Here is a 23,554-nt window from a genome sequence, read left to right on the forward strand (position 1 = left end):
ACACTGTTCAACCCGCCGGGATTATTGAGGCCCGGCTGCCGGAGTAGTTATGAAAGACTGGCTGGACGAGATTAAGTGGAACAGCGACGGTCTGGTGCCTGCAATCGCTCAGGATCACAAGACTGGCCGTGTATTGATGATGGCCTGGATGAATCGCGAATCCCTGAGCCTGACTGCAAAAGAGAACCGTGCAATATATTGGTCGCGTTCGCGTGGCAAACTCTGGCGCAAGGGAGAGGAATCCGGCCACGTTCAACAATTGCATGAGCTGCGCCTGGATTGCGACGCCGACGTCATCATCCTGATGGTCGAGCAGATCGGCGGCATTGCCTGCCATACCGGACGCGAAAGCTGCTTCTACCGGGTTTATGAAAACTCGGGCTGGAAGACGGTCGACGCGGTGCTCAAAGACCCGGATGCCATTTATCACGCAGGACACTGAACATGACTGATACCTTGTCCCGTCTGGCCCAGGTGCTGGAATCGCGCAAGGATGCCGCTGCCGACAGCTCGTATGTCGCCAGTCTGTACCACAAGGGTTTGAACAAGATACTGGAAAAGATCGGTGAAGAATCGGTCGAAACCATCATCGCTGCCAAGGATGCCGCCATCAGCGGCGATTGCAGCGATGTGATCTACGAAACCGCTGACCTCTGGTTTCACAGCATGGTAATGCTGGCTGCACTGGGTCAGCATCCACAAGCCGTGCTTGATGAACTGGACCGCCGCTTCGGGCTGTCCGGACACGCAGAAAAAGCTGCACGCACAGCGGATTAACTACCTGTCTTTCAGGTTCGAATTTTCTACGAGGAATGCTTCATGGGTATTTTTGACTGGAAACACTGGGTCGTCATCCTGATCGTTGTCGTGCTGGTTTTCGGCACCAAGAAACTCAAGGGCCTGGGTAGCGATATCGGCGAATCGATCAAGGGCTTTCGCAAGGCCATGAACGACGACGAAAAACCTGCCGAACAACCTGGCGCTCAACCGCAACAGGCGCAGGCGGCACCCCAGACTTCTCCGCTGAACCAGCCACACACCATCGACGGGCAGGCGCATAAAGTCGAAGAGCCGACCCGCAAAGACCAGGTTTAAGCCATGTTCGGTATCAGCTTCTCTGAACTGCTGCTCGTAGGGCTGGTGGCCTTGCTGGTGCTTGGCCCTGAGCGCTTGCCGGGTGCGGCGCGCACCGCCGGTCTGTGGATCGGCCGGTTGAAGCGCAGCTTCAATGCGATCAAACAGGAAGTTGAACGTGAAATCGGTGCCGACGAAATCCGTCGGCAACTGCACAACGAACACATTCTGTCACTGGAAGAAGAGGCGAGAAAGATTTTCTCGCCTCATTCCGAGCCTGAGCCAGAACCTGTCGCCGAGTCGCAGAGCGAACCGCAAGCAGCACCCACCCAGGAAATCGGCCCGGCAGAGCCGGCACCCAAGAGCCAACTGTCTCTGGAAAAGCGCCCTAAACAAACGGCGTCCCCGGTCCCCGTCACGCCGCCTTCCGCCCACGATTCGTCACTGCCCCCACGAGCCCCATGAGCGATATTCCGGAAAACGATCAGCAAATGCCGCTGGTCTCGCACCTCACAGAATTGCGTACACGCCTGCTGCGCTGTGTTGCGGCGGTGTTCCTGATTTTTGCCGGCCTGTTCTACTTCACCCAGAAGATCTACACGCTGGTTTCGGCTCCGCTACGGGTGTACCTGCCCGAAGGCGCGACGATGATCGCCACCGACGTGGCCTCACCGTTCATCACACCGTTCAAGCTGACCATGATGGTGGCGCTGTTCCTGTCCATGCCGGTCATCCTGCATCAGATCTGGGGCTTTATCGCGCCGGGCCTTTACAAGCATGAGAAGCGCGTTGCCGTTCCGCTGCTGGTATCGAGCATCATCCTGTTCTACGCAGGCATGGCGTTCGCTTACTTTCTGGTCTTCCCGCTGATTTTCCACTTCTTCGCCAGCGTGACTCCCGAAGGCGTGTCGATGATGACCGACATCGCCAGCTACCTCGACTTCGTCATGACGCTGTTCTTTGCCTTCGGTGTGGCCTTCGAGATTCCGGTAGCCGTGGTGCTGCTGGTCTGGATCGGCATCGTCGACGTCAAATACCTGAAAAAGATTCGTCCCTACGTGATCATCGGCTGCTTCGTGGTCGGCATGATCCTCACTCCGCCGGACATCTTCTCCCAGACCTTGCTCGCCGTGCCCATGTGGCTGCTGTTCGAGCTGGGCATCCTGTGCAGTTCGATGATCAGGAAGCGTGGCGAACACCCGGACGACCAGCCCGACGACGCTGACAAGCAAGACCAGCCGCCCGCGACCCTGTCGTGAACCTGCTGCTACTTGAAGAGGCCGACTTCATTGCGGCCGACAGAGTCATCCTGCGCGACCGGCGCCTCACGCACATGCAAGAGGTGCATCGCGCAGAGGTCGGCGACAGCCTGCGCGTCGGTCGCGTAAACGGCTTGCTGGGCACTGCCGAGCTGATTCGTCTGGAAAGCCACGAAGCCGAGCTGCGCATCAGCCTCGACAGCGCGCCTCCCGCCAAGCTGCCATTGACCCTGTTACTGGCACTGCCACGCCCCAAGATGCTGCGCCGGGTTTTCCAGACGGTCGCGACCATGGGCGTGCCCAAGGTCATCCTGCTCAACAGTTACAGGGTTGAAAAAAGCTTCTGGCAGACGCCGTTTCTGGAGCCTGAAGCCATTCGTGAACAGTTGATCCTGGGGCTTGAACAGGCACGCGACAGCGTCCTGCCCGAGATCGTGATCGAAAAGCGTTTTAAACCGTTCGTCGAAGACCGTCTGCCGCAACTGGCCCAAAACACACTCGGGCTGGTGGGTCATCCTGGCGAATTTCCCGCCTGCCCACGCGCAGTCGAGCAACAGGTCACACTGGCAATCGGCCCGGAAGGTGGCTGGATCCCTTATGAAATCGACCTGCTGCGCAAGGCCGGCCTGCAACCGGTACAACTCGGCGAGCGAATACTGAGGGTCGAAACCGCTGTGACCGCCCTGCTGGCCCGTCTGTTCTAAGCCTTTCTTTTATCAGAGCAATGACTACAGTTTCTCAATCAGGAGCCGATGTAAAAGCGGATCTATAAAAATAGAGATTGAGGAGTTGTCATGTATCGCTGGTTCGCTCGAAGTCTCGCCAATGCGAGTGTAAGTTTGAAATTAGCGATCGGCTTCGGTCTGGTCCTGGCATTGACCCTGATGATTACGGCTACGGCCTGGTTAAGCACCCAGGGCCTTATCTCTCGCGGGGACAGGGTTGCGGCGATCACCGATGTCAACGTGCTGACGCTTGAGCTGCGTATCAATCGCATGCGCTACGAGACACTGTACAACGCCGAAACAGCGTCCGCTGTAGTAGCAAATCTGGACAAGCTCGATGCAGCCCTCAAGGCCGCCAGGGCTTTGCTGCGTTCCGCCGAGAACATCAAGCGCCTCGACTCCCAGATCCAGAGCGCCAACGAATATCGCCAGGCATTCGGCGAAATGACCAAGGCCATCGAAACCCGGGAAGGCACTCGCAGCCTGATGGGCGACAATGCCGACAAAGCCGTTGCCGAAGTCGGCAAGATCGAAGCCGAACTGCTGAAGGCCGACAACATTCTGGCCTTCAACAATATCGTCGGTGCCAGCAAACAGATCCAGCAGGCCCGCTTTCAAGTGCGCGGCTACACCTACAGTGGCCGTGCCGAGTTCGAGAAGAACGCCAATGCGGCCATCGATGAAGCGATGACCGGCATCAATACTCTGGCAGGTGATATCTCTTCCTCCTACCTGCCCATGCTGCAACAGGCCATTGCAGGCCTGAAAGGCTATCGCGCCGCCGTTGGGCAATATCGCGATGCCCAGGCAGCCAGCAAGGCAGCACTGGAGAAAATGACGGCGCTGGGCACCAAGATGCTGACCGTCAACGATGAAATGATCGATGCACAGACCGCCAGCCGCGATGCCGAAAGCGCAAAGTCGGTCATGATGATTGCCATCGCAACAGCCCTGGCACTGGTCTTTGGCATTCTGGCGGCCTGGGTCATCACTCGCCAGATCACCGTACCGCTGCAAAAGACACTCGACGTGGTAGAACGTGTTGCCTCCGGTGACCTGAGCCAGAATCTGGTCATTGATCGCAATGACGAACTGGGCAGGCTGCAAGGCAGTATCCAGCGCATGACGGTTTCCCTGCGCGAGCTGATTGGCGGCATTCGCGATGGCGTGACACAGATCGCCAGCGCGGCCGAAGAGCTGTCCGCCGTCACCGAGCAGACCAGCGCCGGAGTCAACAGCCAGAAGGTCGAGACCGATCAGGTCGCCACCGCCATGCACGAAATGACCGCAACGGTGCAGGAAGTCGCACGCAACGCCGAAGAGGCCTCGGAAGCGGCCGTAGCAGCCGATCAGCAGGCTCGCGAAGGTGAGCGCGTAGTGAAAGAAGCTATTTCCCAGATCGAGCGTCTGGCCTCGGCAGTCGGTAACTCCACCGAAGCCATGGGCGCGCTCAAGCTGGAAAGCGACAAGATCGGCAGCGTCCTGGACGTGATCAAGTCGGTTGCCGAACAGACCAACCTTCTGGCCCTCAACGCCGCTATCGAAGCGGCACGCGCAGGTGAAGCCGGTCGCGGGTTTGCGGTAGTGGCGGACGAAGTTCGCAGCCTGGCGCAACGTACCCAGAAGTCCACCGAGGAAATCGAAGCGCTGATCGCCAGCCTGCAGAACGGCACACAGCAAGCCTCAAGCATCATGGACAGCAGCCGCGACCTGACTGCCAGCAGCGTGGACCTGACGCGCCGTGCCGGTACTTCGCTGGAAAACATCACCCAGACCGTTTCCGCGATCCAGTCGATGAACCAGCAGATCGCCGCTGCGGCCGAACAGCAAAGCGCTACCGCTGAAGAGATCAACCGCAGCGTACTCAACGTGCGTGACGTCTCCGAGCAAACCTCCGCAGCCAGTGAAGAAACAGCCGCCTCCAGCGTTGAGCTGGCGCGTCTGGGCAATCATCTTCAGGTGCTGGTAGGTCGCTTCAAAATCTGACGCGAGCAGGAAGCGGTGCAGGCCACCGCTTCCTTCCCGCCATTGGCCACGCGCATAAACGTGACCCGCTTCACCCGCCCACTCTCCCCGGAAATCTCCTACGACCTCTTCAGGTCCTGCAATACCCGCTTCCTGCCGATGCGCTCATGACGCATGCCCTGCAACGTTCAGGGCCTGCTTTTGTTCGCTTACAGCAGGAGAAGTCCGATGTTTCGATGGATCAATCACTCGCTCGATAACATGAGCGTCAAACTCAAACTGTCGCTGGGCTTCGGCCTGGTTCTATTACTGACTCTCGCCATCACGCTGACCGGCTGGCATGGCCTGGACGCGATGATCGAGCGCTCCGAGTCCATTTCCTCCATCGGCCAGCTCAGCAACCTGACCAAGGACCTTCGCACTGAACGCATTGTTTTCCGCTCAGAAAACACTCATGAAAACGCAACCAGAGTTGTAGAGCGGCTCAATGAACTGGAGGCCCAACTGGTGACGCTGCGCAGGGAAACCGACGATGCCAAAAGCCTTGCTCTGCTGACCGAGCAGAGTCAGGTCATCAGCCGTATGGAAAAGACCTTCACCGACCTTGGCCTTGATCGCAAGGCCCGTGACCAGTCGCGCATCGAGCTGGAACAGCAATCGGAGCAGGCTGTGAAAGCCGTGGAGCAGGTCGAAAGCGAAGTGCTCAAGGCAGTGAGCCAGGAGCAGGACAACAGCGAGCGTCTGGATGAATTCACCAATATTTCCCAGCTCAAGCAGCAGATCCAGATTGCCCGCTCTCAGGTCCAGGCTTACACCTTCACCAACAAGGAAGCCGATGAAACCGCTGCGATTGCAGCCATCGACGAAGCCCTCAAGGAAGTGCAGCAGATATCCCAGGATCAGGCCGATGACAATATCCAGGGGCTCAAACCCGCCAGCGAGGCTTTGCGGCGCTATCGCGAACAACTGAACCGCTTCAAGGACATCCAGATCAAGGTCGAGGCCCTTCAGGAAACCATGGAGGAGCTGGGTGACAAGATGCTGGATCTGGTTGCACGGCTGATAAACCTGCAAGGCACCCAGCGCGATGTAGAGGCCGCTGGCTCGCGAACCCTGTTGAGCGGTGTTGCCGGGCTGGCCTTGCTCATCGGCCTGTTGGCCGCCTGGGTCATGACGCAGCAGATCACACTGCCGCTGCAACAGACCTTGACCGCTGCCGGGCGTATCGCCCAAGGCAATCTGAGCAAGGATCTGGATATCCAGCGTCAGGATGAAATGGGCCAGCTTCAAGACAGCATGCAGGCCATGACCTTGAGCCTGCGCGATCTGGTCAGCGGCATTGGCGATGGTGTCACCCAGATCGCCAGTGCCGCCGAACAGCTCTCGGCGGTGACGGAGCAGACTTGCGTCGGGGTCAACAGCCAGAAGGACGAAACCGATCAGGTCGCCACCGCCATGAATCAGATGGCAGCCACCGTGCAGGAAATCGCCCGCAATGCACAGCAAGCCTCTCAGGCAGCGGTCGCTGCAGATCAACAAGCCCGCGACGGCGATCAGGTGGTCAGTCAGGCCATCAGTCAGATCGAGCAACTGGCCAGTGAAGTCGCCAATTCGACGCTGGCGATGAATCAGCTCAAGCTGGAAAGCGGCAAGATTGTCGGGGTGCTCGATGTGATCAAGTCCGTCTCCCAACAGACCAACCTGCTGGCTCTCAATGCAGCCATCGAAGCGGCACGTGCCGGCGAGGCCGGGCGCGGGTTTGCGGTAGTTGCCGATGAAGTGCGCGGCCTCGCGCAGCGCACTCAGGAGTCCACAGAGGAAATCGAGGAACTGATCGCCGCCTTGCAGAGCGGCACCCAGCAAGTCGCCACGACTCTGGACAGCAGCCGTAACCTGACCGACAACAGCGTAGAACTGAGTCGACGTGCAGGCTGTGCTCTGGAGCAGATCACCCGGACCGTGGCCACCATTCAGGACATGAACCAGCAGATCGCGACTGCCAGCGAGGAGCAGAGCGCAGTGGCCGAGCAGATAAACAGCAATGTGCTCAGGGTGCGGGATATTTCGGAACAGACCGCTGCGGCAAGCGACGAGACGGCAGCATCAAGTGTCGAGCTGGCCCGGTTGGGCACTCATCTGAGGGAATTGGTGGGGAAATTTCGGGTTAATTAAGAGCTTCGCGAATAAATTCGCTCCTACGGGGATTTACAACACCGTAGGAGCGAATTCATTCGCGAAAGGACAGTGCAGCTTTACGCCAACACTGGCTCCGCATCCTGCTTGACCGGCTGAAGCGGCAGCAGAGGTGCATGGGGATCGGCTTCGATGGAAGCACGCCACGCAGCCAGCCACTCAGGGTGGCCTGCATTCCAGACCTGATCGTGCAGACGCCCCAGGGCGACAGGGTCGCTCAGCAGCATCAGACGCTCATGGTTGCTGAGCTTCTCGGGACCGACCTTGAGTGCATGCTCGACGCGCTCATGACGAACCGTCTCGACAGGCTGGGCCAGACGGTGACGGGAAGTCGCCAGCGCACACGCCAGGGCGTTCTGCTGAGGATCGACCACGGCACGAATGAAGCCGTCCTTCAACGCATGCCAACGGTTCTCGTGGGTGTACTGATCGGTAGAAATCAGCTCCTGAGGCGTGTCGTACTCTTCCGGAATCAGGAAGAAGCTCTCGTCACGCGCCTTGAGACCCAGCTTGGTACGGCTGGAAATCACCGATACCGGAATCGACAGCATCAGGGAAACCACAATCGGCGCAAGCCACCACAGGAAGCTTGGGTTCAACCAGGCCACCAGCAAGGCCCAGCAGGCACCCAGCAAGGTCTGCGGACCATGGCGCTTGACCGCCTCGATCCATGGCGTGGAATCGTCGTCACGCTGCGGAGAATTCCAGGTCGCCGCCCAGCCCAGGAAAGCAGCCAGCACGAAACGGGTATGGAACAGCATGCGCACCGGAGCCAGCAGCACCGAGAACAGCATTTCCAGCAGCATCGAAACCGTGACCTTGAACTTGCCGCCAAATGCCTTGGCGCCCTTGGCCCAGATCAGAATGACGCTGAGCAGTTTGGGCAGGAACAACAGGACAATGGTGGTCGAGAACAATGCGACGGCTTTTTCCGGGTGCCATTGTGGCCACAGCGGATACAGCTGACGCGGTTCAAGGAAGTAGGTCGGCTCCATCAGGGTGTTCACTGCCAGCAAGGCCGTGGACAACACCAGGAAGAAGAACCATAACGGCGCCGATAGATACGACATCACGCCTGTCAGGAACACTGCACGGTGAACCGGGTGCATGCCCTTGACCAGGAACAGCCTGAAGTTCATCAGGTTGCCGTGGCACCAGCGGCGGTCACGCTTGAGTTCGTCCAGCAGGTTGGGCGGCAACTCTTCGTAACTGCCCGGCAGATCGTAGGCAATCCATACGCCCCAGCCGGCACGACGCATGAGCGCAGCCTCGACGAAGTCGTGGGAAAGAATCGCACCGGCGAATGCCCCCTTGCCCGGCAACGGCGCCAGGGCGCAGTGCTCGATGAAGGGTTTCATGCGGATGATCGCGTTGTGACCCCAGTAATGGGATTCACCCAGTTGCCAGAAGTGCAGACCGGCAGTGAACAGCGGACCATAGACGCGGGTCGCGAACTGCTGCATGCGCGCATACAGCGTGTCCATACCCGAGGCACGTGGCGCAGTCTGGATGATACCTGCGTCCGGGGTGGCCTCCATCAGGCGTACCAGACTGGTCAGGCATTCACCGCTCATCACGCTGTCGGCATCGAGTACGACCATGTAGCGGTAATCGCCACCCCAGCGACGGCAGAAGTCATCGAGGTTGCCGCTCTTGCGTTTTACGCGACGGCGACGACGACGATAGAAGATCTTGCCGAAACCACCGGTTTCGCGACACACGTCTAGCCAGGCTTGCTGCTCGGCCACCGCGATGTCGGTATCGTTGGTATCGCTGAGCACGAAGAAATCGAAACGGTCCAGATCGCCCGTTGCGGCAACCGACTCGAACGTCGCACGCAGACCGGCAAATACCCGTGGCACGTCTTCGTTGCAGATCGGCATGACCAGTGCGGTACGCGCACCGGCTTCGATCGGCTCGTTACCGGCGCTGGCACCAGAGATGCGGTACTTGTCGCGGCCCGTGAGCAATTCGAGAAAGCCCATCAGCGCCGTCCAGAAACCGGCCGAAACCCAGCAGAACAGAATACCGAACAGCAACAGAATGCTGGTCTGCAAGGCGTAAGGCAGTACCTGCCACGCCGTCTGCACAAAGGTCTGGCGAGTGATTTCGTCCAGCGAAACCAGCGACCAGCCCTGATACGGCAGTATGCCTTTCATGTACCAGCCAGCCACGATGGTCTGACCAAGCATCAACAGCAACAGAATGTAACGACGAATCGAGCCGACCGTACGCCAGCGCGCCTTGGGCAGATCACGGGGCAAATCGCTGTGATCGGGCTTGGGCGGGTTGGTCTTGCCGGTCAGACGCCGCCAGCCACGCACCAGAATGTTGGTGCGCCATGGCTCTGGAACAACCTTGGTCCGGCGGATCGGTGGCGTAGCCTTCAGACGAATGCGACCGCTGGCATCGACGTCGAGAAGCTCGGCGTCCTGCAATTCTTCAGCCGTGGACAGCGTCAGGCGACGGCCGACGGACGCCTGGGCGACCTCGGCCTTATCGCTTACCGGCTGCGCGGAAAGACGTTCGTGCAATTCAGCGAACGACTTGCAGCTGGCAAGTTCTGCCCGCTGCTCGTCACTCATCGGCAGGTGTGCCAGGTACTCGTTCAGAGACTCTGGCACGGGTAGAGAATTACTCATCGCTTGGCAACTGGTAGCTCCAGGTCTCGGTCATGACTTGCAACGTCTTGGCCGGCTCCGGATGGGTGGGTGCGGCCTCGGCTTCAGGCTGCTTGATCTCTTTACCTTCAGCATCTTTGGCCACGTCGGCTTTCGCTACGTCAGCCTTGTCAGCTTTTGCTGCATCAGCCTTGGGTGCATCGGCTTTCTTGGCTGGATCAGCCTTGGCGGCGTCAGTCCTGGCTGCATCGGCTTTGGCGACTTCAGGCTTGGCATCACCAGTCTTGGTCGCATCGGCCTTGGCTACGGCGGCGTCAGCCTTGGCAACTTCCTTGGCGGCTGCAGGTTTTGCAGCTTCCTTGGACGCTGGCTTCTTGTCTTCTTTGTCAGCAACAAGCAGCGCAGGTTCCTTGCCCGGCTCGGCAGGAATTTCACGCAACAGGTAGGCACGCATCTCGGTCGGCTTGTTACGGTCCTTGACCTTCACACGCAGAGTCAGGCGATAGCCCTTGGTAACCGGGTTGTAGCGCAGGTTGTTCTCGACCAGTTCGACGTTGTCATCGGTGGTCACCTGGCTGCGGATGGTCTTGTCTTCAGGCAATGCGGCCAGCACCGGACCGACGAAGTCGACCAGGAATGCCAGGCTGCCGTCCGGCTGACGAACCAGGTTGGACTGCCTTACGTCACCGATGGAGCGCTGGGTCTGCTTGACCCAACCCAGATCAGGCGAGTGAATGGCGTTTTCCTGCATGGTCCAGTGCAGACGGTAGTTGAACTCCATCGGCTCACCCGGCGCGGCCAGGGTGTCAGGCTTCCAGAACGCAACGATGTTGTCGTTGGTTTCGTCGGCAGTCGGGATCTCCACCAGATCGACGGTGCCCTTGCCCCAGTCGCCTTTCGGCTCGATCCAGGCGCTTGGACGCTTGTCATAGCGGTCGTCGAGGTCTTCGTACTGGCTGAAATCACGGCCACGTTGCAACAGCCCGAAGCCACGCGGGTTCTCGACCGAGAAGCTGCTGACGGACAGGTGTTTCGGGTTGTTCAGCGGACGCCATACCCACTCGCCATTGGCTGCCTGGATCGACAGGCCGCTGGAGTCGTGCAGTTCACGACGATAGTTAGGCACACGCGACGGCTGGTTGGCACCGAACAGGAACATGCTGGTCAGCGGAGCAACACCCAGCTTGGTGACGTTTTCACGCAGGAACATGCGCGATTTGACGTCGACCAGCGTGTTGGTGCCAGGACGCAGGGTCAACTGGTAAGCACCGGTGGCGCGAGGCGAATCGAGCAGGGCAAAGATCACCAGATGGTTGTCATCCGGGCCTGGCTTCTCGATCCAGAACTCTTTGAAACGCGGAAACTCTTCGCCGGACGGCAAGGCGGTATCGATTGCCATACCGCGAGCGGACAGACCATAGACCTGACCCTTGCCGATAACGCGGAAGTAGCTCGCGCCCAGCATGGTCATGATTTCGTCCTGCTTGTCATCCTTGTTGATCGGATACAGAACGCGGAAGCCCGCATAGCCAAGTTTTTCGGTGGCCTTCGGGTCGACCTTGCTGTCGCCGAAATCGAAACGGCTCGCGTCGTACTTGATCTCTTCGACGGTTGTGGCCGTGACTTCATTGATCTTGACTGGTGTGTCGAAGTGCATGCCCTGGTGATAGAACGACAGCTTGAACGGGGTCTTGTCGGTCGCCCACTCAGCCTTGTCTTCACGGAAGCGGATTTTCTGGTAGTCCGCGAACTTCATGTCGCGCAACTCGGTGGGCAGATTGCTCTTGGGAGCCTCGAACTTCTGCCCGGCCATTTCTTTGGCCTTTACCGCTACATCATCAAGATTGAACGCCCATAGCTGGCCTGAACCCAACAGGCAGACAAGAGCCGAGCTTGCCAAAAGCGCACTACGCAACCGCTTGACAGGTGTCTTTGGAGCATCACAGGGACTAACAATCACGAGCAACCCTCGCCGAAAACAGATGAAAAAACCAACGGCCAGCTATCAGATGCCGGGTTGGCGAGCATTGTTCCGACTCCGAATGGGCTTAATGATTCCCCAATCAATGTCAGAACCCGCTTCTGAATACGCAGTGGACCAACTCTCGTCGGTCCCCGTAGCGCGCGATTATCCAGTAGCTCGCGTCACAACGCATCAGTTATGACAAAGAATTTCTCACGCGCAGGACTAATAAATCCGGGGCAGGCAGAGAATTCATCTTGTCAGGTATCAAGCAAAAATGTCACAGGGCCATCATTCACTAAATGAACCTGCATGTCCGCACCAAATTGGCCCGCAGCAACCACCGGATGCGCGATCCTGGCCTGTGACAATAAATAGTCGAACAACTCGGCACCCAATGCCGGTGAGGCGGCCTTTGAAAAGCTCGGGCGCATGCCGCTTTTGGTATCCGCCGCCAGAGTGAACTGCGAAACCAGCAACAATCCGCCGCCTACATCACGCAATGAAAGGTTCATCTTGCCTTCATCATCACTGAACACTCGATAGTTGAGCAGCTTATGCAGCAACTTATCGGCACTGGCCTGTGTGTCTTGAGGCTCTACACCCACAAGGACCAAAAGTCCTTGATCGACAGCCCCCACAACTTCCCCAGCTACTTCCACACGCGCACTTTGCACGCGCTGCAACAAGCCTTTCATCAATAAGAATCCGTTATTCAGGCTGTGTTGGAGCGACTTCAGTCGAGAAGAAAGCAGAGGCCTCTTCGCGGATGAATCCGCTCCTACAGGGGTTATGCCTCTTCTGGCGGCAGGTCCAGCAAGCGGCGGGCGATCTGCGAAGCCGCACGTACCAGCGCGTCGGTAATGCCTGGCTCGGACGCCGCATGCCCGGCATCACGAATGACCTGCAACTCACTGTTGGGCCACGCCTGATGCAGCTCCCAAGCGTTATCCAGCGGGCAAATTACATCGTAGCGGCCATGAACGATGATGCCAGGCAGATGCGCGATCTTGGGCATATCGCGTATCAGCTGGTTTTCTTCCAGGAAGGCATTGTTGGTGAAGTAATGACATTCGATGCGCGCAATGGACAAGGCACGTTGCGGCTCGGAGAAGCGGTCGACGACCTGCGGGTTGGGCCGCAAGGTCGCGGTGCGGCCTTCCCAGGTGGACCACGCCTTGGCGGCATGCATCTGGGCGATCTGATCGGCACCGGTCAGGCGCTTGTGAAAGGCCGCCAGCAGGTTATCGCGTTCATCCAGCGGAATCGGCGCCACGTAATCCTGCCAGTAATCAGGGAACAGGCGGCTGGCGCCGGACTGATAGAACCACTCGATTTCCTGCGCACGGCACAGGAAAACACCGCGCAGTATCAAGGCATGTACACGCTCGGGATGCGTCTGGGCGTAGGCCAGCGCCAGGGTCGAGCCCCACGAGCCGCCGAACAGCACCCATTTATCGATCCCCAGATGTTCGCGAATGCGTTCCAGGTCTTCTACCAGATGCCAGGTGGTGTTGCTCTCAAGGCTGGCATGCGGAGTCGAACGACCGCAGCCGCGCTGATCGAAAGTGATGATGCGGTACAGGTTCGGATCGAAATAGCAGCGACTTTGAGCATCGCATCCCGCACCCGGCCCGCCGTGAATGAACACAACTGGCAAGCCTTCTGGAGAGCCGCTTTCATCGACATAGAGCACATGCGGCTGTTCCACGGCCAGATCGTGCCGGGCGTAGGGTTTGATCTGCGGGTACAAAGTCTGCATACATGCTCCATAAGTCCAGTTCAGAGGCGTCTATTATTCTGCCGTTGGGCATCATAAACCCGAAACGATGAATGAGCATGCTGCACATTCAAGATCAGGCTGGAACGATCAATGCAAGCGTTTTGCCAATTGCACAGGTTCGCGAACCAGCGCCTTGCGACCGGGTCGAAACGTTTGCGTTCTGCCTGGTTATTTAAAATTTTTTCAGGAAATAACTGACGACACGCCTACAGTCAAAGAACCCACTTTTCACTCGTCTGACTACTTGAGGTCGTACCGATGTCTCAGGAACCACTTGTTCGTGACGCTGATGTGGCCGCTTTTCGCGCCGCTGTTCTTGCCAAACTCACCTATGCAGTGGGCAAGGACCCTGACCATGCGTTTGAGCATGACTGGTTTGAAGCTGTAGCACTGGCTGCTCGCGACCATATGGTCGAGCACTGGATGGACCATACGCGGCAGATTTATCGCAAGGTCCAGAAGCGCGTTTACTACCTGTCCCTTGAATTCCTGATCGGTCGGCTTCTGTACGACAGCCTGAGTAACCTCGGGCTGCTGGAAATCGCTCGCGAGGCGATGACCGAACTGGGCGTGGATATCGAACGCATACGCCTGCTGGAACCGGATGCAGCCTTGGGCAATGGTGGCCTGGGTCGTCTGGCAGCCTGCTTCATGGAAAGCATGTCGACACTGGGCATCGCCGGTCATGGCTATGGCATTCGTTACGAGCACGGCCTGTTCCGTCAGGCGATCGTCGACGGCTGGCAGCAGGAGCAAACGGAGAACTGGCTGGACTTCGGCAACCCATGGGAGTTCGAGCGCCCCGAGGTGGTCTACTCCATCGGCTTCAGCGGCAGCGTGGAAACCGTACTCAATGAGTCGGGTGAAGCGCGGCAGGTATGGCGTCCGGCTGAAACCGTGCGCGCCATTGCCTATGACACCCCCGTTGTGGGCTGGCGTGGCGCCAGCGTCAACACCTTGCGTCTGTGGCGTGCGCGGGCAGTGGAAGATCTGCATCTGGAGCGCTTCAACGCAGGCGACCACTTCGGTGCGGTTGCCGAAGTAGTGCGGGCCGAAAGTATTTCCCGCGTGCTCTACCCCAACGATGCAACGGAGGCGGGCCAGGAACTGCGCCTGCGTCAGGAGTACTTCTTTGTATCGGCGTCGCTGCAGGACCTGCTGCGTCGCCATCTGAACATGCATGCAACCCTGACGGATCTGCCGGAACACGCCGCCATCCAGATGAACGATACCCACCCGTCGATTGCCGTGGCCGAGCTGATGCGCCTGCTGATCGACACCCACGGTATCGCCTGGGATGCAGCATGGAAAATCACGGTCGGCACGCTGAGCTACACCAACCACACCCTGTTGCCCGAGGCACTGGAAACCTGGTCGGTGGGCCTGATGGAGCGCATGTTGCCGCGCCACATGCAGATCATCTATCTGATCAACGCTCAGCACATCGACACCCTGCGCGCCAAAGGCGTTCATGATTTCGACGTCTTGCGGGCCGTGTCACTGATCGAGGAAGACAATGGTCGCCGGGTACGCATGGGCAACCTTGCGTTCCTGGGCTCCCACAGCGTAAACGGTGTTTCTGCGCTGCATACCCAACTGATGCGCAAGACCGTGTTCGCCGAGCTGCACAAGATTTACCCGGAACGGATCAACAACAAAACCAACGGCATTACCTTCCGCCGCTGGCTGTACCAGGCCAACCCGAAGCTGACCGAAATGCTGGTCGAAGCTCTGGGCGAGGATGTACTCGACAATGCCGAGACACGCCTGATCGAACTGGAGCCGTTCGCGGAAAAAAGCTCGTTCCGCAAACAGATGGCAGACCAGCGCCTGCACAGCAAGCGCGCACTGGCAGCCATCATCCATGAACGCCTCGGGATCGTGGTCAATCCGGCTGCGATGTTCGATGTGCAGGTCAAGCGTATCCACGAGTACAAGCGCCAGTTGCTCAACCTGTTCCACACCGTCGCGTTGTATCAGGCCATTCGCGCCGAACCCGGCACGGACTGGGTGCCTCGGGTGAAGATATTCGCCGGTAAGGCAGCAGCCAGCTATCACTCGGCCAAACTGATCATCAAGCTCACCAACGACATCGCCCGTACCGTCAACAACGACCCGACCGTGCGTGGCCTGCTCAAAGTGGTGTTCATGCCCAACTACAATGTCAGTCTGGCCGAAAGCATCATCCCGGCAGCCGACCTTTCCGAGCAGATATCCACTGCCGGCCTGGAGGCCTCGGGTACCAGTAACATGAAGTTCGGCCTCAACGGCGCCCTGACCATTGGCACGCTGGACGGCGCCAACGTGGAAATGAGTGAGCAGGTCGGCCTTGAGCATATGTTCATTTTCGGCATGACATCGCAGCAGGTCGGAGCCCGCAAACAGACCGGCGATTTCAGTGCCTACGCCGATGTGGCCGCATCCGGTCGCCTCAATGATGTGCTGCAAGCGATTCGCGGCGGCGTGTTCTCGCCGGACGATCCGAACCGCTATGCGGGCTTGATCGATCAGTTGCTGGCGTACGACCGCTTCCTGGTCTGTGCCGACTTCGACTCGTACTGGGCCGCCCAGGCCAAGGTCGAAGAACGCTGGCACGACTCCAAGCAATGGTGGCGTTCGGCAGTCCTCAATACCGCGCGCATGGGCTGGTTCTCGTCAGACCGCACCATCCGTGAGTACGCAGGCGAAATCTGGAAAGCGCTGGACTGACCGGACCAAGACCGCCCATAACCCCCGTAGGAGCGACTTCAGTCGCGAATGAATTCGCTCCTACGCAACTTTTGCCCCTGACTCACTTCCTTTTACTCACAGGTATTGGCATATCGCTATCGGTGGTGGGATATTTCACACACTACCGCGGAAACATTCCGATCAAAAATCGGCGCGGAAACAGGCTCAGACTCTGACATAGAGCCTACCCAACCGTGAGGAACACGTTCGTGAGTCGTCCGCTCGTCATCAAAATCGCTGTGCTCGGCGCAGCCCTGTGTGCGGCGATGACCGTCAATGCTTTGGAAAAACCGGCGGATTTCACCAGCAAGACGCCCTTGACCCTGATCGGCCAAGGCCCGCTGTATCGCATCGAATTACCTCTCGCACTGCAATTGAATGCGCTTCAGGGCAATCTGAACGATCTGCGAGTATTCGATGCCGCCGGCCAGGCTCAAGCCTATGCTCTGGTCCGCAAACAAGCGCCACGTGAAGAAGATCCAGCGTTGACGCCTGTGAACTGGTTCCCGCTGTACACCACCGCCGAGGCGGGCGATGCCGTACCGATCATTCGCAGCGAACGGTCGAGCGACGGTGCAATCATCGATGTCCAGCCACAGAGCGACATCGAAGCGGGTGAAGAAATACTGCGCGGCTGGCTGCTGGATGCAACCACGGTCAAGGCGCCTCTTGAACAGTTGCTGATCGACTGGAGCGCCGAACGCGAGGGCTTCCAGCACTTCAGCATCGAAGCCAGCGATGATCTGCAGAACTGGCAGGCCTGGGGCGAAGGACAAGTGGCGCGGCTGACGTTTTCCGATGAAATGGCCGAGCAGCGAGAAGTCGGCCTGCCCGGCCAGAACGCCCGTTATCTGCGCCTGCTGTGGCGCTCGCCACAAAGCGCACCCACTCTGGTTTCTGCGTACCTGCTGAGCGCCAGCCCCGAGAACGCTCCGGCGACATTGACCTGGTCGCCATTGATCAGCGGTGTCGTTGAACAACCCAATGAATATATCTGGCAGTTGCCGACCGACCTGCCAGTGGAGCGGGTGAAAGTTGATATCACCCAAGACAACAGCCTGGCACCCGGCACGCTTTATGGACGACTCGATGCAGGGCAGGAATGGCAGGTCATCAGCAATGGCTTGCTGTACCGACTGACTCAGAACAATGGAGAGATCGTTCAGGACCAGTTGCAACTCACGGGACACAAGGTCCGGCAACTGAAACTGGTCGTCGATGATCGCGGCGGCGGACTGGGAGCAGAAGCGCCCAGATTGAGCGTTGCCGTTCCTGCAATCCAGGTGGTGTTCCAGCCTGTGGGCAACGGGCCGTTCACCCTCGCCGTCGGTAATGCATCGGCTCCGGCTACAGGCCTGCCAGTGACGGCACTGATTCCCGACTTCAATCCGCAAAGACTGGCAGCCCTGGGCAAGGTCAGGCTGGCGACTGCACCTGCAGCCAACGCAGCCGTTCCTGTGCCGCCAGTTGCCGAGAGCATCGACCTCAAACGCCTCGGTCTGTGGGCTGTGCTGGTACTGGGTACGCTGTGTCTGGGCTGGATAGCCATCAGTTCTCTGCGCGCCTCAAAACATTGACACATCGCAGCTTTAACCCCGGTTTTGCAGCTACGCTGAGCTGGCGTATGAACTCAATTACCCATAAGCCAGTCTGATAGCAGTATTACGTCGCCACTCGCGTTAAACTGCGCGGGTTTTTTCATCCCCCATTTTCGGAGCTATCCATGTCCCGCGTTACACTGAGTCGCTTTTTGATTGAGCAGACCCGCAGCAACAATACTCCTGCCGATCTGCGCTTCCTGATCGAAGTAGTGGCGCGAGCATGCAAGGAAATCAGCCATGCCGTCTCCAAAGGCGCGCTGGGTGGCGTACTGGGCAGCATGGGCACCGAAAACGTACAGGGTGAAGTGCAGAAAAAGCTCGACGTGATCTCCAACGAAATCCTGCTTGAAGCCAACGAATGGGGCGGTCACCTGGCCGGCATGGCGTCCGAAGAAATGGACAATGCCTACCAGATTCCGGGCAAATACCCGAAAGGCGCCTACCTGCTGGTATTCGACCCGCTGGACGGCTCTTCCAACATCGATATCAACGCCCCGGTCGGCACTATCTTCTCGGTACTGCGTTGCCCTAACGAATACCTGAGCCAGAACGAAGCCCTGAACGAAAAGGCCTTCCTGCAACCGGGCACCGAGCAGGTAGCCGCCGGTTATGCCATCTATGGTCCACAGACCATGCTGATCCTGACCCTGGGCAATGGCGTCAAAGGCTTCACCCTGGACCGCGAAATGGGCAGCTTCGTGCTGACCCACGAAGACATCAAGATCCCGGAGTCCACTCAGGAGTTCGCGATCAACATGTCCAACCAGCGTCACTGGGAAGCGCCGGTACAACGCTACGTCGACGAATTGCTGGCTGGCGAAGAAGGCCCGCTGAAAAAGAACTACAACATGCGCTGGGTCGCGGCGATGGTCGCAGACGTACACCGCATCCTGACCCGTGGCGGCCTGTTCATGTACCCACGCGACAGCCGTGAGCCTTCCAAGCCGGGCAAACTGCGCCTGATGTACGAAGCGAACCCGATGTCCTTCCTGGTCGAGCAGGCAGGCGGTGCATCCACCGACGGCCATCAGCGCATCCTCGACATCCAGCCTGAAGGCCTGCACCAGCGTGTAGCCGTTTTCCTGGGTTCCAGAGAAGAAGTCGAGCGCGCCACGGCGTACCACAAGGAATAAGACCATGTCCGCTCCCTGGCTGCCTCTGCTGCAATGGTGGTTCGGTTCTGCCGAGTCAGCCAGCGAAGCGGTGAAAGCCAGGGAATCGCTCTGGTTCGGCAAGAATCCGGACAATGACACCGAAGCCCGCAAGCGCTTCGGTGTTCTGGTCGAGCAGGCCTTGTCGGGCGGCCTCAAGGAATGGGCAGAAAACCCCAAGGGCTGGCTGGCACTGGTCCTGCTGCTCGATCAACTGCCGCGCATGATCCATCGCGATACGCCCAAGGCATTCGCTGGCGATCAACGCGCCCAGGCACTGGTGCAACACGGCCTGAAACTGGGCCGGGACCAGCATCTGGAACCGCTGGAGCGCACCTTCATCTATCTGGTGCTGGAACACAGCGAAAACCTGGATGTGCAGGACCAGGCCATCGCCTGCTTCAGCAAACTACTACCGCTGCTCCCTGCCACAGATCGCGATTATTTCAATCACAGCCTGGATTACGCTGAGCGTCACCAGAAAGTCATCGCCCGATTCGGTCGCTTTCCCCATCGCAACGAAATTCTCGGCCGAGCTTCGACCGATGAAGAGATCGAGTTTCTCCAAGAGCCCGGCTCAAGGTTTTAAGAGCTTTCGCGAAGCTCCACACATCGAACATCCTGCCCCAAGGGAACCAGATCGCGGTTTTCTCTTCTAAGCTTTCGGCATTGCGCCAGCATTGGGTCAGAGAGCCTGTTGCTGCGACGCAGCCCCCTTGCGTTCAGGAGCTTCATCCATGTCTTTGCGCTCTCTCGCGTTACTGTCGTTTTGCGTGCTGCTGGCTGCCTGCAGCAAAATCACTCAGGAAAACTACTCAAAACTTTCCGCTGGCATGCCCAAGGCGCAGGTCGAAAATCTGCTGGGCAGCCCGACTGAATGCTCGGGCGCACTGGGAATGTCCAGTTGCACATGGGGCGACCAGAAAACCTTTATCAGCGTGCAGTACGCTGGTGACAAAGTACTCATATTCTCGGGCCAAGGTCTGAAATAACCCATGATCAAGCTACTTCTACGCTTTGGCATTCTCGTCATGGCCAGCTTCCTGGCCATCGGCTTCGCCCATTCGGCTGACAATCTCGATCCAAAAACCGTCGACAGCGTTGATCTCAACCGCTATCAGGGCACCTGGTATGAGCTGGCACGGCTGCCGATGTTCTTCCAGCGCAACTGCGCACAGTCCGAAGCCCATTACACACTCAAGCCTGACGGCAATATCGCCGTGACCAACCGCTGCCGCACGGCCAAAGGAGAATGGCAGGAAGCGACAGGCACCGCTTCGCCACAAGTACCGGGCAAGACCGACAAACTGTGGGTGGTTTTCGACAACTGGTTCTCGCGACTGCTGCCGGGCCTGGCCAAGGGCGATTATTGGGTATTGGCCATCGGTGACGACTACAAGACCGCCGTGGTCGGCAACCCTGATCGCAAGTACCTGTGGCTGCTGTCCCGCACACCCACCGTGACGGAGTCGGTCAAGCAGGAGATGCTGAGCAAGGCGCGCCAGCAGGGGTATGACACCAGCCGGTTGATCTGGCGGGAGAGTGATTCAAAGATCGGCAAGTGATCTGCATCCATGGAGGGGTCTCGAGACCCCTTCGTGAATAAATTCACTCCTACCCCAGCAACTCTCGAAGCACCTGCGCAAACGCCCGGCTGCTTTCTTCCTCTCCCGCATGCCGCCCTTCGCGCACCACCCAGCGGCCATTGACCATTACATCGCGAACCTGACGATCAGCGCCCGCAAACAGCCAGCGGTTGAGGATCGTATCGCCGGATGCGGTTGCCAGATACGGGTCTGAGCCATCCAGCACTAGCCAGTCTGCGCGCTGCCCGGCTTCAAGCTTGCCGATCTTCTGCCCCAAGGCCTGTGCGCCGCCCGCCAGTGCTGCATCGAACAGGGTCCGGCCCACCATCGGCTGATCGCTGCGATAGAGCCGGTTGCGGCGCTGGTCTCGCAGGCGCTGGCCATATTCCAGCCAGCGGAGTTCTTCGACCACACTGAGCGAAACATGGCTGTCCGAGCCAATGCCCCAGCGTCCGCCCTGAGCGATGTAATCCACTGCGGGAAAGATGCCATCGCCCAGGTTGGCTTCGGTTGTCAGGCACAAACCCGCCACGCTGCCACTTTTCGCCATGAGGCTGACTTCATCCGGTTCGGCATGGGTCGCATGCACCAGACACCAACGCGAATCCACGGCTACGTTTTCATACAACCATTGCAACGGGCGTCGGCCACTCCAGCTCAGGCAGTCATCGACTTCCTTTTGTTGCTCGGCGATATGGATATGTACCGGACACTGCCGGTCGCTGGCTGCCAACACGTCGCTGATCTGTTGCGCAGTAACGGCGCGCAACGAGTGAAAGCAAAGACCAAGGCTCTGGGACGCCTGACTGGCAATGACCGGCTTGAGGCGGTCCTGCAAATCAAGATAGCTGTCGGTGCTGTGGATAAACCGGCGTTGCCCTTCGTTCGGCGCTTGCCCACCAAACCCGGAATGGCTGTAGAGCACCGGCAGCAGGGTCAGGCCGATGCCCGCTGAAGTGGCGGCCTGGCTGATCTGCAAGGCCAGTTCGGCAGGGTCGGCATAAGGCTTGCCATTGGTGTCCTGATGGACGTAGTGAAACTCTGCAACCGAGGTGTAACCGCCCTTGAGCATTTCGATATAGAGCTGTCGGGCGATGACACCCACCTGCGGCGCACTGATCTGCCCGACAAGACGATACATGAGGTCGCGCCAGGTCCAGAAACTGTCGCTGGGGTTGCCCGCCACCTCCGCCAGCCCGGCCATCGCCCGCTGGAAGGCATGGGAGTGCAGATTCGGCATGCCAGGCAGCAACGGGCCGCTGACAGACTCGGCGCCCTGCCGGTCAGCATTGGCCTGCACCGAACTCAACAAACCATCGGAACTGACCTCCAGACGGACATTATCGGCCCAACCACCGGGTAGTAATGCGCGCTCGGCAAAGAAGGCTGGCATTGACTTCAAACCTCATCACTGTAATTTGTATATACATATACAGACGTTCTGATGCCCGGTAAACCTTCGCACGCTTGCCGTACCGTAGGTTAATGGTTAGCTTGGGCGCTATTTCATAGCTGAACCACCCAGAACAAGGACCCGCACGTGCCGACTCCACCCGCCTCTTCCACCTTGGCATCCCAGATGGGCGAAAGTCCGGCACCGCTTTATGCCCGCGTCAAACAGATGATTGCCCTGCAAATCCAGAACGGCACCTGGCCGCCGCATCATCGCGTGCCATCGGAAAGCGAACTGGTGACCCAACTGGGTTTCAGCCGCATGACCATCAACCGGGCCTTGCGCGAGCTGACCGCCGAAGGCCTGCTGGTGCGCATGCAGGGCGTCGGTACTTTCGTCGCTGAACCCAAAAGCCAGTCGGCACTGTTTGAAGTCAACAACATCGCTGACGAGATCGCCACGCGAGGCCACAGGCACTCCTGCAAGGTCATCATTCTCAAGGAAGAATCCGCCGGCTCCGAGCGGGCTCTGGCACTGGACATGCGCGAAGGCCAGAAGGTGTTTCACTCGCTGATCGTACACTTTGAAAACGATATCCCGGTGCAGATCGAAGACCGCTTCGTCAATGCACAGGTGGCACCGGACTACCTCAAGCAGGACTTTACCCGGCAGACGCCTTACGCCTATCTGTCGCAAGTCGCGCCGCTGACCGAGGGCGAGCATGTGGTCGAAGCGATACTGGCCGACGCCGACGAGTGCCAGTTGCTGCAAATCGATGCAGGCGAGCCATGCCTGCTGATTCGCCGTCGGACATGGTCAGGACGTCAGCCGGTTACCGCCGCTCGCCTGATTCACCCCGGCTCCCGCCATCGCCTGGAAGGACGCTTCACCAAATGACCCGGACCAGAACCCTGCGCGCCATCGATTACCCTCGCATGCCCTGGAAAAACGGCGGCGGCAGCACCGAAGAAATTGCTCGCGATGGCGGGCAGGATCTGGAAGGCTTCGGCTGGCGCCTGTCGATTGCCGATATCGAAACGTCTGGCGACTTTTCGGTGTTTGCCGGTTATCAGCGAATCATCTCGGTGATTCAGGGCGCCGGCATGACGCTGGATATAGACGGTGTCACCAGCCGCCCCTTGCTGCCAACCGACCCGCTGGCCTTCAGCGGTGACAGCCAGGTCAGTTGCGCCCTGCTCGACGGCCCTATTCGTGATTTCAACCTGATCTATGCTCCACAGCGTTACAGCGCTCGCCTGCACTGGATCGACGTACGCCAGCCACAACGAATATTCAGTTGCGCCAGCACCTTTTTGCTGTTCAGCGTTGCCGAGCAGATCGGCGTCAGCGTGAATGAAGACCCCTGGGAAATCCTTGGCAGAAACGACTGCCTGCAAGTGGACAACCCAGGCGGCCTGCTGGAAATCGAGTTGCAAGCACCCAGCGCCAGCCGCTGCTGCCTCATCGAGTTGAGCGCCTTGCGCGCTTGACCCGCCAAATCAAGATCCTG

At 58.8% G+C, this 23,554-nt stretch carries 21 protein-coding genes and 2 pseudogenes; 18 read left to right on the plus strand and 5 right to left on the minus strand.

What is annotated here, in order from left to right; all coding sequences use genetic code 11:
- The first annotated feature begins 49 nt into the window (after positions 1–49).
- The 10 genes and pseudogenes from hisI (at position 50) to ACODS3_RS08550 (ending at position 7,195) form a co-directional block, all read left to right on the plus strand.
- Complete coding sequence (hisI, locus tag ACODS3_RS08505; RefSeq protein WP_025262313.1) at positions 50–442, plus strand: phosphoribosyl-AMP cyclohydrolase; 393 nt, start codon at positions 50–52, stop codon at positions 440–442.
- A gap of 2 nt (positions 443–444) precedes the next feature.
- Entirely contained in the window at positions 445–777 is a 333-nt protein-coding gene (locus ACODS3_RS08510; RefSeq protein WP_025262314.1) for a phosphoribosyl-ATP diphosphatase, read from the plus strand.
- 42 nt (positions 778–819) lie between these two features.
- Positions 820–1,095, plus strand: a complete 276-nt coding sequence (locus ACODS3_RS08515; protein ID WP_201001448.1) for a twin-arginine translocase TatA/TatE family subunit — start codon at positions 820–822, stop codon at positions 1,093–1,095.
- 3 nt (positions 1,096–1,098) lie between these two features.
- On the plus strand, positions 1,099–1,539 hold the full coding sequence (gene tatB / locus ACODS3_RS08520; protein ID WP_201001447.1) for a Sec-independent protein translocase protein TatB: 441 nt from the start codon (positions 1,099–1,101) through the stop codon (positions 1,537–1,539).
- Complete coding sequence (gene tatC, locus ACODS3_RS08525) at positions 1,536–2,333, plus strand: twin-arginine translocase subunit TatC (RefSeq protein WP_201001446.1); 798 nt, start codon at positions 1,536–1,538, stop codon at positions 2,331–2,333. Before tatB ends, tatC begins: the two co-directional genes overlap by 4 nt.
- Entirely contained in the window at positions 2,330–3,037 is a 708-nt protein-coding gene (locus ACODS3_RS08530; protein WP_201018332.1) for a 16S rRNA (uracil(1498)-N(3))-methyltransferase, read from the plus strand. Before tatC ends, ACODS3_RS08530 begins: the two co-directional genes overlap by 4 nt.
- A gap of 180 nt (positions 3,038–3,217) precedes the next feature.
- A pseudogene (locus ACODS3_RS08535) lies at positions 3,218–4,189 on the plus strand (methyl-accepting chemotaxis protein); the annotation flags it as partial.
- Positions 4,181–5,044, plus strand: coding sequence for a methyl-accepting chemotaxis protein (locus ACODS3_RS08540; RefSeq protein ID WP_445177095.1), 864 nt, complete (start codon positions 4,181–4,183; stop codon positions 5,042–5,044). The pseudogene ACODS3_RS08535 and the gene ACODS3_RS08540, both read left to right, overlap by 9 nt.
- A gap of 333 nt (positions 5,045–5,377) precedes the next feature.
- Positions 5,378–6,337 (plus strand): annotated as a pseudogene (locus ACODS3_RS08545) (methyl-accepting chemotaxis protein); the annotation flags it as partial.
- Positions 6,338–6,478: 141 nt separating this feature from the next.
- On the plus strand, positions 6,479–7,195 hold the full coding sequence (locus ACODS3_RS08550) for a methyl-accepting chemotaxis protein (protein WP_445177106.1): 717 nt from the start codon (positions 6,479–6,481) through the stop codon (positions 7,193–7,195).
- A gap of 80 nt (positions 7,196–7,275) precedes the next feature.
- Here the strand turns inward: ACODS3_RS08550 and mdoH are convergent, their stop codons facing one another.
- The 4 genes from mdoH to pip all read right to left on the minus strand — a co-directional run bounded on the left by mdoH (position 7,276) and on the right by pip (position 13,562).
- Positions 7,276–9,858: a glucans biosynthesis glucosyltransferase MdoH gene (gene mdoH / locus ACODS3_RS08555; RefSeq protein ID WP_201018335.1), complete on the minus strand. Its 2,583-nt coding sequence runs from the start codon at positions 9,856–9,858 to the stop codon at positions 7,276–7,278.
- Positions 9,851–11,797: a glucan biosynthesis protein G gene (locus ACODS3_RS08560; RefSeq protein ID WP_489033976.1), complete on the minus strand. Its 1,947-nt coding sequence runs from the start codon at positions 11,795–11,797 to the stop codon at positions 9,851–9,853. The genes mdoH and ACODS3_RS08560 overlap by 8 nt, the downstream gene beginning before the upstream one ends.
- Positions 11,798–12,060: 263 nt before the next feature.
- Positions 12,061–12,498 (minus strand): D-aminoacyl-tRNA deacylase, encoded by a 438-nt coding sequence (gene dtd / locus ACODS3_RS08565; RefSeq protein WP_201001439.1) that lies wholly within the window; start codon positions 12,496–12,498, stop codon positions 12,061–12,063.
- 92 nt (positions 12,499–12,590) lie between these two features.
- The gene (gene pip / locus ACODS3_RS08570; protein ID WP_201001438.1) at positions 12,591–13,562 is read right to left on the minus strand and encodes a prolyl aminopeptidase; all 972 of its coding nucleotides are present in this window, start codon (positions 13,560–13,562) and stop codon (positions 12,591–12,593) included.
- A 279-nt stretch (positions 13,563–13,841) separates the two neighbouring features.
- On the opposite strand from pip, the gene ACODS3_RS08575 reads away from it, so the two are divergent.
- From ACODS3_RS08575 to ACODS3_RS08600, 6 genes are all read left to right on the plus strand, one after another.
- Positions 13,842–16,292 (plus strand): glycogen/starch/alpha-glucan phosphorylase, encoded by a 2,451-nt coding sequence (locus tag ACODS3_RS08575; protein ID WP_201001437.1) that lies wholly within the window; start codon positions 13,842–13,844, stop codon positions 16,290–16,292.
- 248 nt (positions 16,293–16,540) lie between these two features.
- Positions 16,541–17,890: a DUF3999 domain-containing protein gene (locus ACODS3_RS08580; protein WP_489033996.1), complete on the plus strand. Its 1,350-nt coding sequence runs from the start codon at positions 16,541–16,543 to the stop codon at positions 17,888–17,890.
- Positions 17,891–18,036: 146 nt separating this feature from the next.
- On the plus strand, positions 18,037–19,047 hold the full coding sequence (locus ACODS3_RS08585; protein ID WP_201018337.1) for a class 1 fructose-bisphosphatase: 1,011 nt from the start codon (positions 18,037–18,039) through the stop codon (positions 19,045–19,047).
- Between the two features lie 4 nt (positions 19,048–19,051).
- Complete coding sequence (locus tag ACODS3_RS08590; RefSeq protein WP_489033977.1) at positions 19,052–19,654, plus strand: DUF924 family protein; 603 nt, start codon at positions 19,052–19,054, stop codon at positions 19,652–19,654.
- 148 nt (positions 19,655–19,802) lie between these two features.
- On the plus strand, positions 19,803–20,057 hold the full coding sequence (gene bamE / locus ACODS3_RS08595; protein WP_201001434.1) for an outer membrane protein assembly factor BamE domain-containing protein: 255 nt from the start codon (positions 19,803–19,805) through the stop codon (positions 20,055–20,057).
- Positions 20,058–20,060: 3 nt separating this feature from the next.
- Positions 20,061–20,630 carry a lipocalin family protein gene (locus ACODS3_RS08600; RefSeq protein ID WP_489033978.1) on the plus strand — a complete coding sequence of 190 codons (570 nt, stop codon included), beginning with the start codon at positions 20,061–20,063 and terminating at the stop codon, positions 20,628–20,630.
- 49 nt (positions 20,631–20,679) lie between these two features.
- Here the strand turns inward: ACODS3_RS08600 and ACODS3_RS08605 are convergent, their stop codons facing one another.
- Positions 20,680–22,044 carry a formimidoylglutamate deiminase gene (locus ACODS3_RS08605; protein WP_489033979.1) on the minus strand — a complete coding sequence of 455 codons (1,365 nt, stop codon included), beginning with the start codon at positions 22,042–22,044 and terminating at the stop codon, positions 20,680–20,682.
- A gap of 186 nt (positions 22,045–22,230) precedes the next feature.
- On the opposite strand from ACODS3_RS08605, the gene hutC reads away from it, so the two are divergent.
- The gene (gene hutC / locus ACODS3_RS08610) at positions 22,231–22,941 is read left to right on the plus strand and encodes a histidine utilization transcriptional repressor HutC (RefSeq protein ID WP_201001856.1); all 711 of its coding nucleotides are present in this window, start codon (positions 22,231–22,233) and stop codon (positions 22,939–22,941) included.
- The gene (locus tag ACODS3_RS08615) at positions 22,938–23,534 is read left to right on the plus strand and encodes a HutD/Ves family protein (RefSeq protein ID WP_304574864.1); all 597 of its coding nucleotides are present in this window, start codon (positions 22,938–22,940) and stop codon (positions 23,532–23,534) included. The genes hutC and ACODS3_RS08615 overlap by 4 nt, the downstream gene beginning before the upstream one ends.
- Positions 23,535–23,554 lie beyond the last annotated feature (20 nt).

Source organism: Pseudomonas sp. FG43 (assembly GCF_057809175.1).

What these genes read in the sequence shown, in the direction of transcription:
- ACODS3_RS08515 (WP_201001448.1), top strand. Translation starts at nt 820, where the DNA reads ATGGGTATTTTTGACTGGAAACACTGGGTCGTCATCCTGATCGTTGTC.
- hisI (WP_025262313.1), top strand. Translation starts at nt 50, where the DNA reads ATGAAAGACTGGCTGGACGAGATTAAGTGGAACAGCGACGGTCTGGTG.
- bamE (WP_201001434.1), top strand. Translation starts at nt 19,803, where the DNA reads ATGTCTTTGCGCTCTCTCGCGTTACTGTCGTTTTGCGTGCTGCTGGCT.
- hutC (WP_201001856.1), top strand. Translation starts at nt 22,231, where the DNA reads ATGGGCGAAAGTCCGGCACCGCTTTATGCCCGCGTCAAACAGATGATT.
- ACODS3_RS08575 (WP_201001437.1), top strand. Translation starts at nt 13,842, where the DNA reads ATGTCTCAGGAACCACTTGTTCGTGACGCTGATGTGGCCGCTTTTCGC.
- ACODS3_RS08510 (WP_025262314.1), top strand. Translation starts at nt 445, where the DNA reads ATGACTGATACCTTGTCCCGTCTGGCCCAGGTGCTGGAATCGCGCAAG.
- ACODS3_RS08540 (WP_445177095.1), top strand. Translation starts at nt 4,181, where the DNA reads ATGACGGTTTCCCTGCGCGAGCTGATTGGCGGCATTCGCGATGGCGTG.
- ACODS3_RS08605 (WP_489033979.1), bottom strand. Translation starts at nt 22,044, where the DNA reads ATGCCAGCCTTCTTTGCCGAGCGCGCATTACTACCCGGTGGTTGGGCC.
- mdoH (WP_201018335.1), bottom strand. Translation starts at nt 9,858, where the DNA reads ATGAGTAATTCTCTACCCGTGCCAGAGTCTCTGAACGAGTACCTGGCA.
- pip (WP_201001438.1), bottom strand. Translation starts at nt 13,562, where the DNA reads ATGCAGACTTTGTACCCGCAGATCAAACCCTACGCCCGGCACGATCTG.
- ACODS3_RS08550 (WP_445177106.1), top strand. Translation starts at nt 6,479, where the DNA reads ATGAATCAGATGGCAGCCACCGTGCAGGAAATCGCCCGCAATGCACAG.
- ACODS3_RS08590 (WP_489033977.1), top strand. Translation starts at nt 19,052, where the DNA reads ATGTCCGCTCCCTGGCTGCCTCTGCTGCAATGGTGGTTCGGTTCTGCC.
- ACODS3_RS08615 (WP_304574864.1), top strand. Translation starts at nt 22,938, where the DNA reads ATGACCCGGACCAGAACCCTGCGCGCCATCGATTACCCTCGCATGCCC.
- dtd (WP_201001439.1), bottom strand. Translation starts at nt 12,498, where the DNA reads ATGAAAGGCTTGTTGCAGCGCGTGCAAAGTGCGCGTGTGGAAGTAGCT.
- ACODS3_RS08600 (WP_489033978.1), top strand. Translation starts at nt 20,061, where the DNA reads ATGATCAAGCTACTTCTACGCTTTGGCATTCTCGTCATGGCCAGCTTC.
- tatC (WP_201001446.1), top strand. Translation starts at nt 1,536, where the DNA reads ATGAGCGATATTCCGGAAAACGATCAGCAAATGCCGCTGGTCTCGCAC.
- ACODS3_RS08585 (WP_201018337.1), top strand. Translation starts at nt 18,037, where the DNA reads ATGTCCCGCGTTACACTGAGTCGCTTTTTGATTGAGCAGACCCGCAGC.
- tatB (WP_201001447.1), top strand. Translation starts at nt 1,099, where the DNA reads ATGTTCGGTATCAGCTTCTCTGAACTGCTGCTCGTAGGGCTGGTGGCC.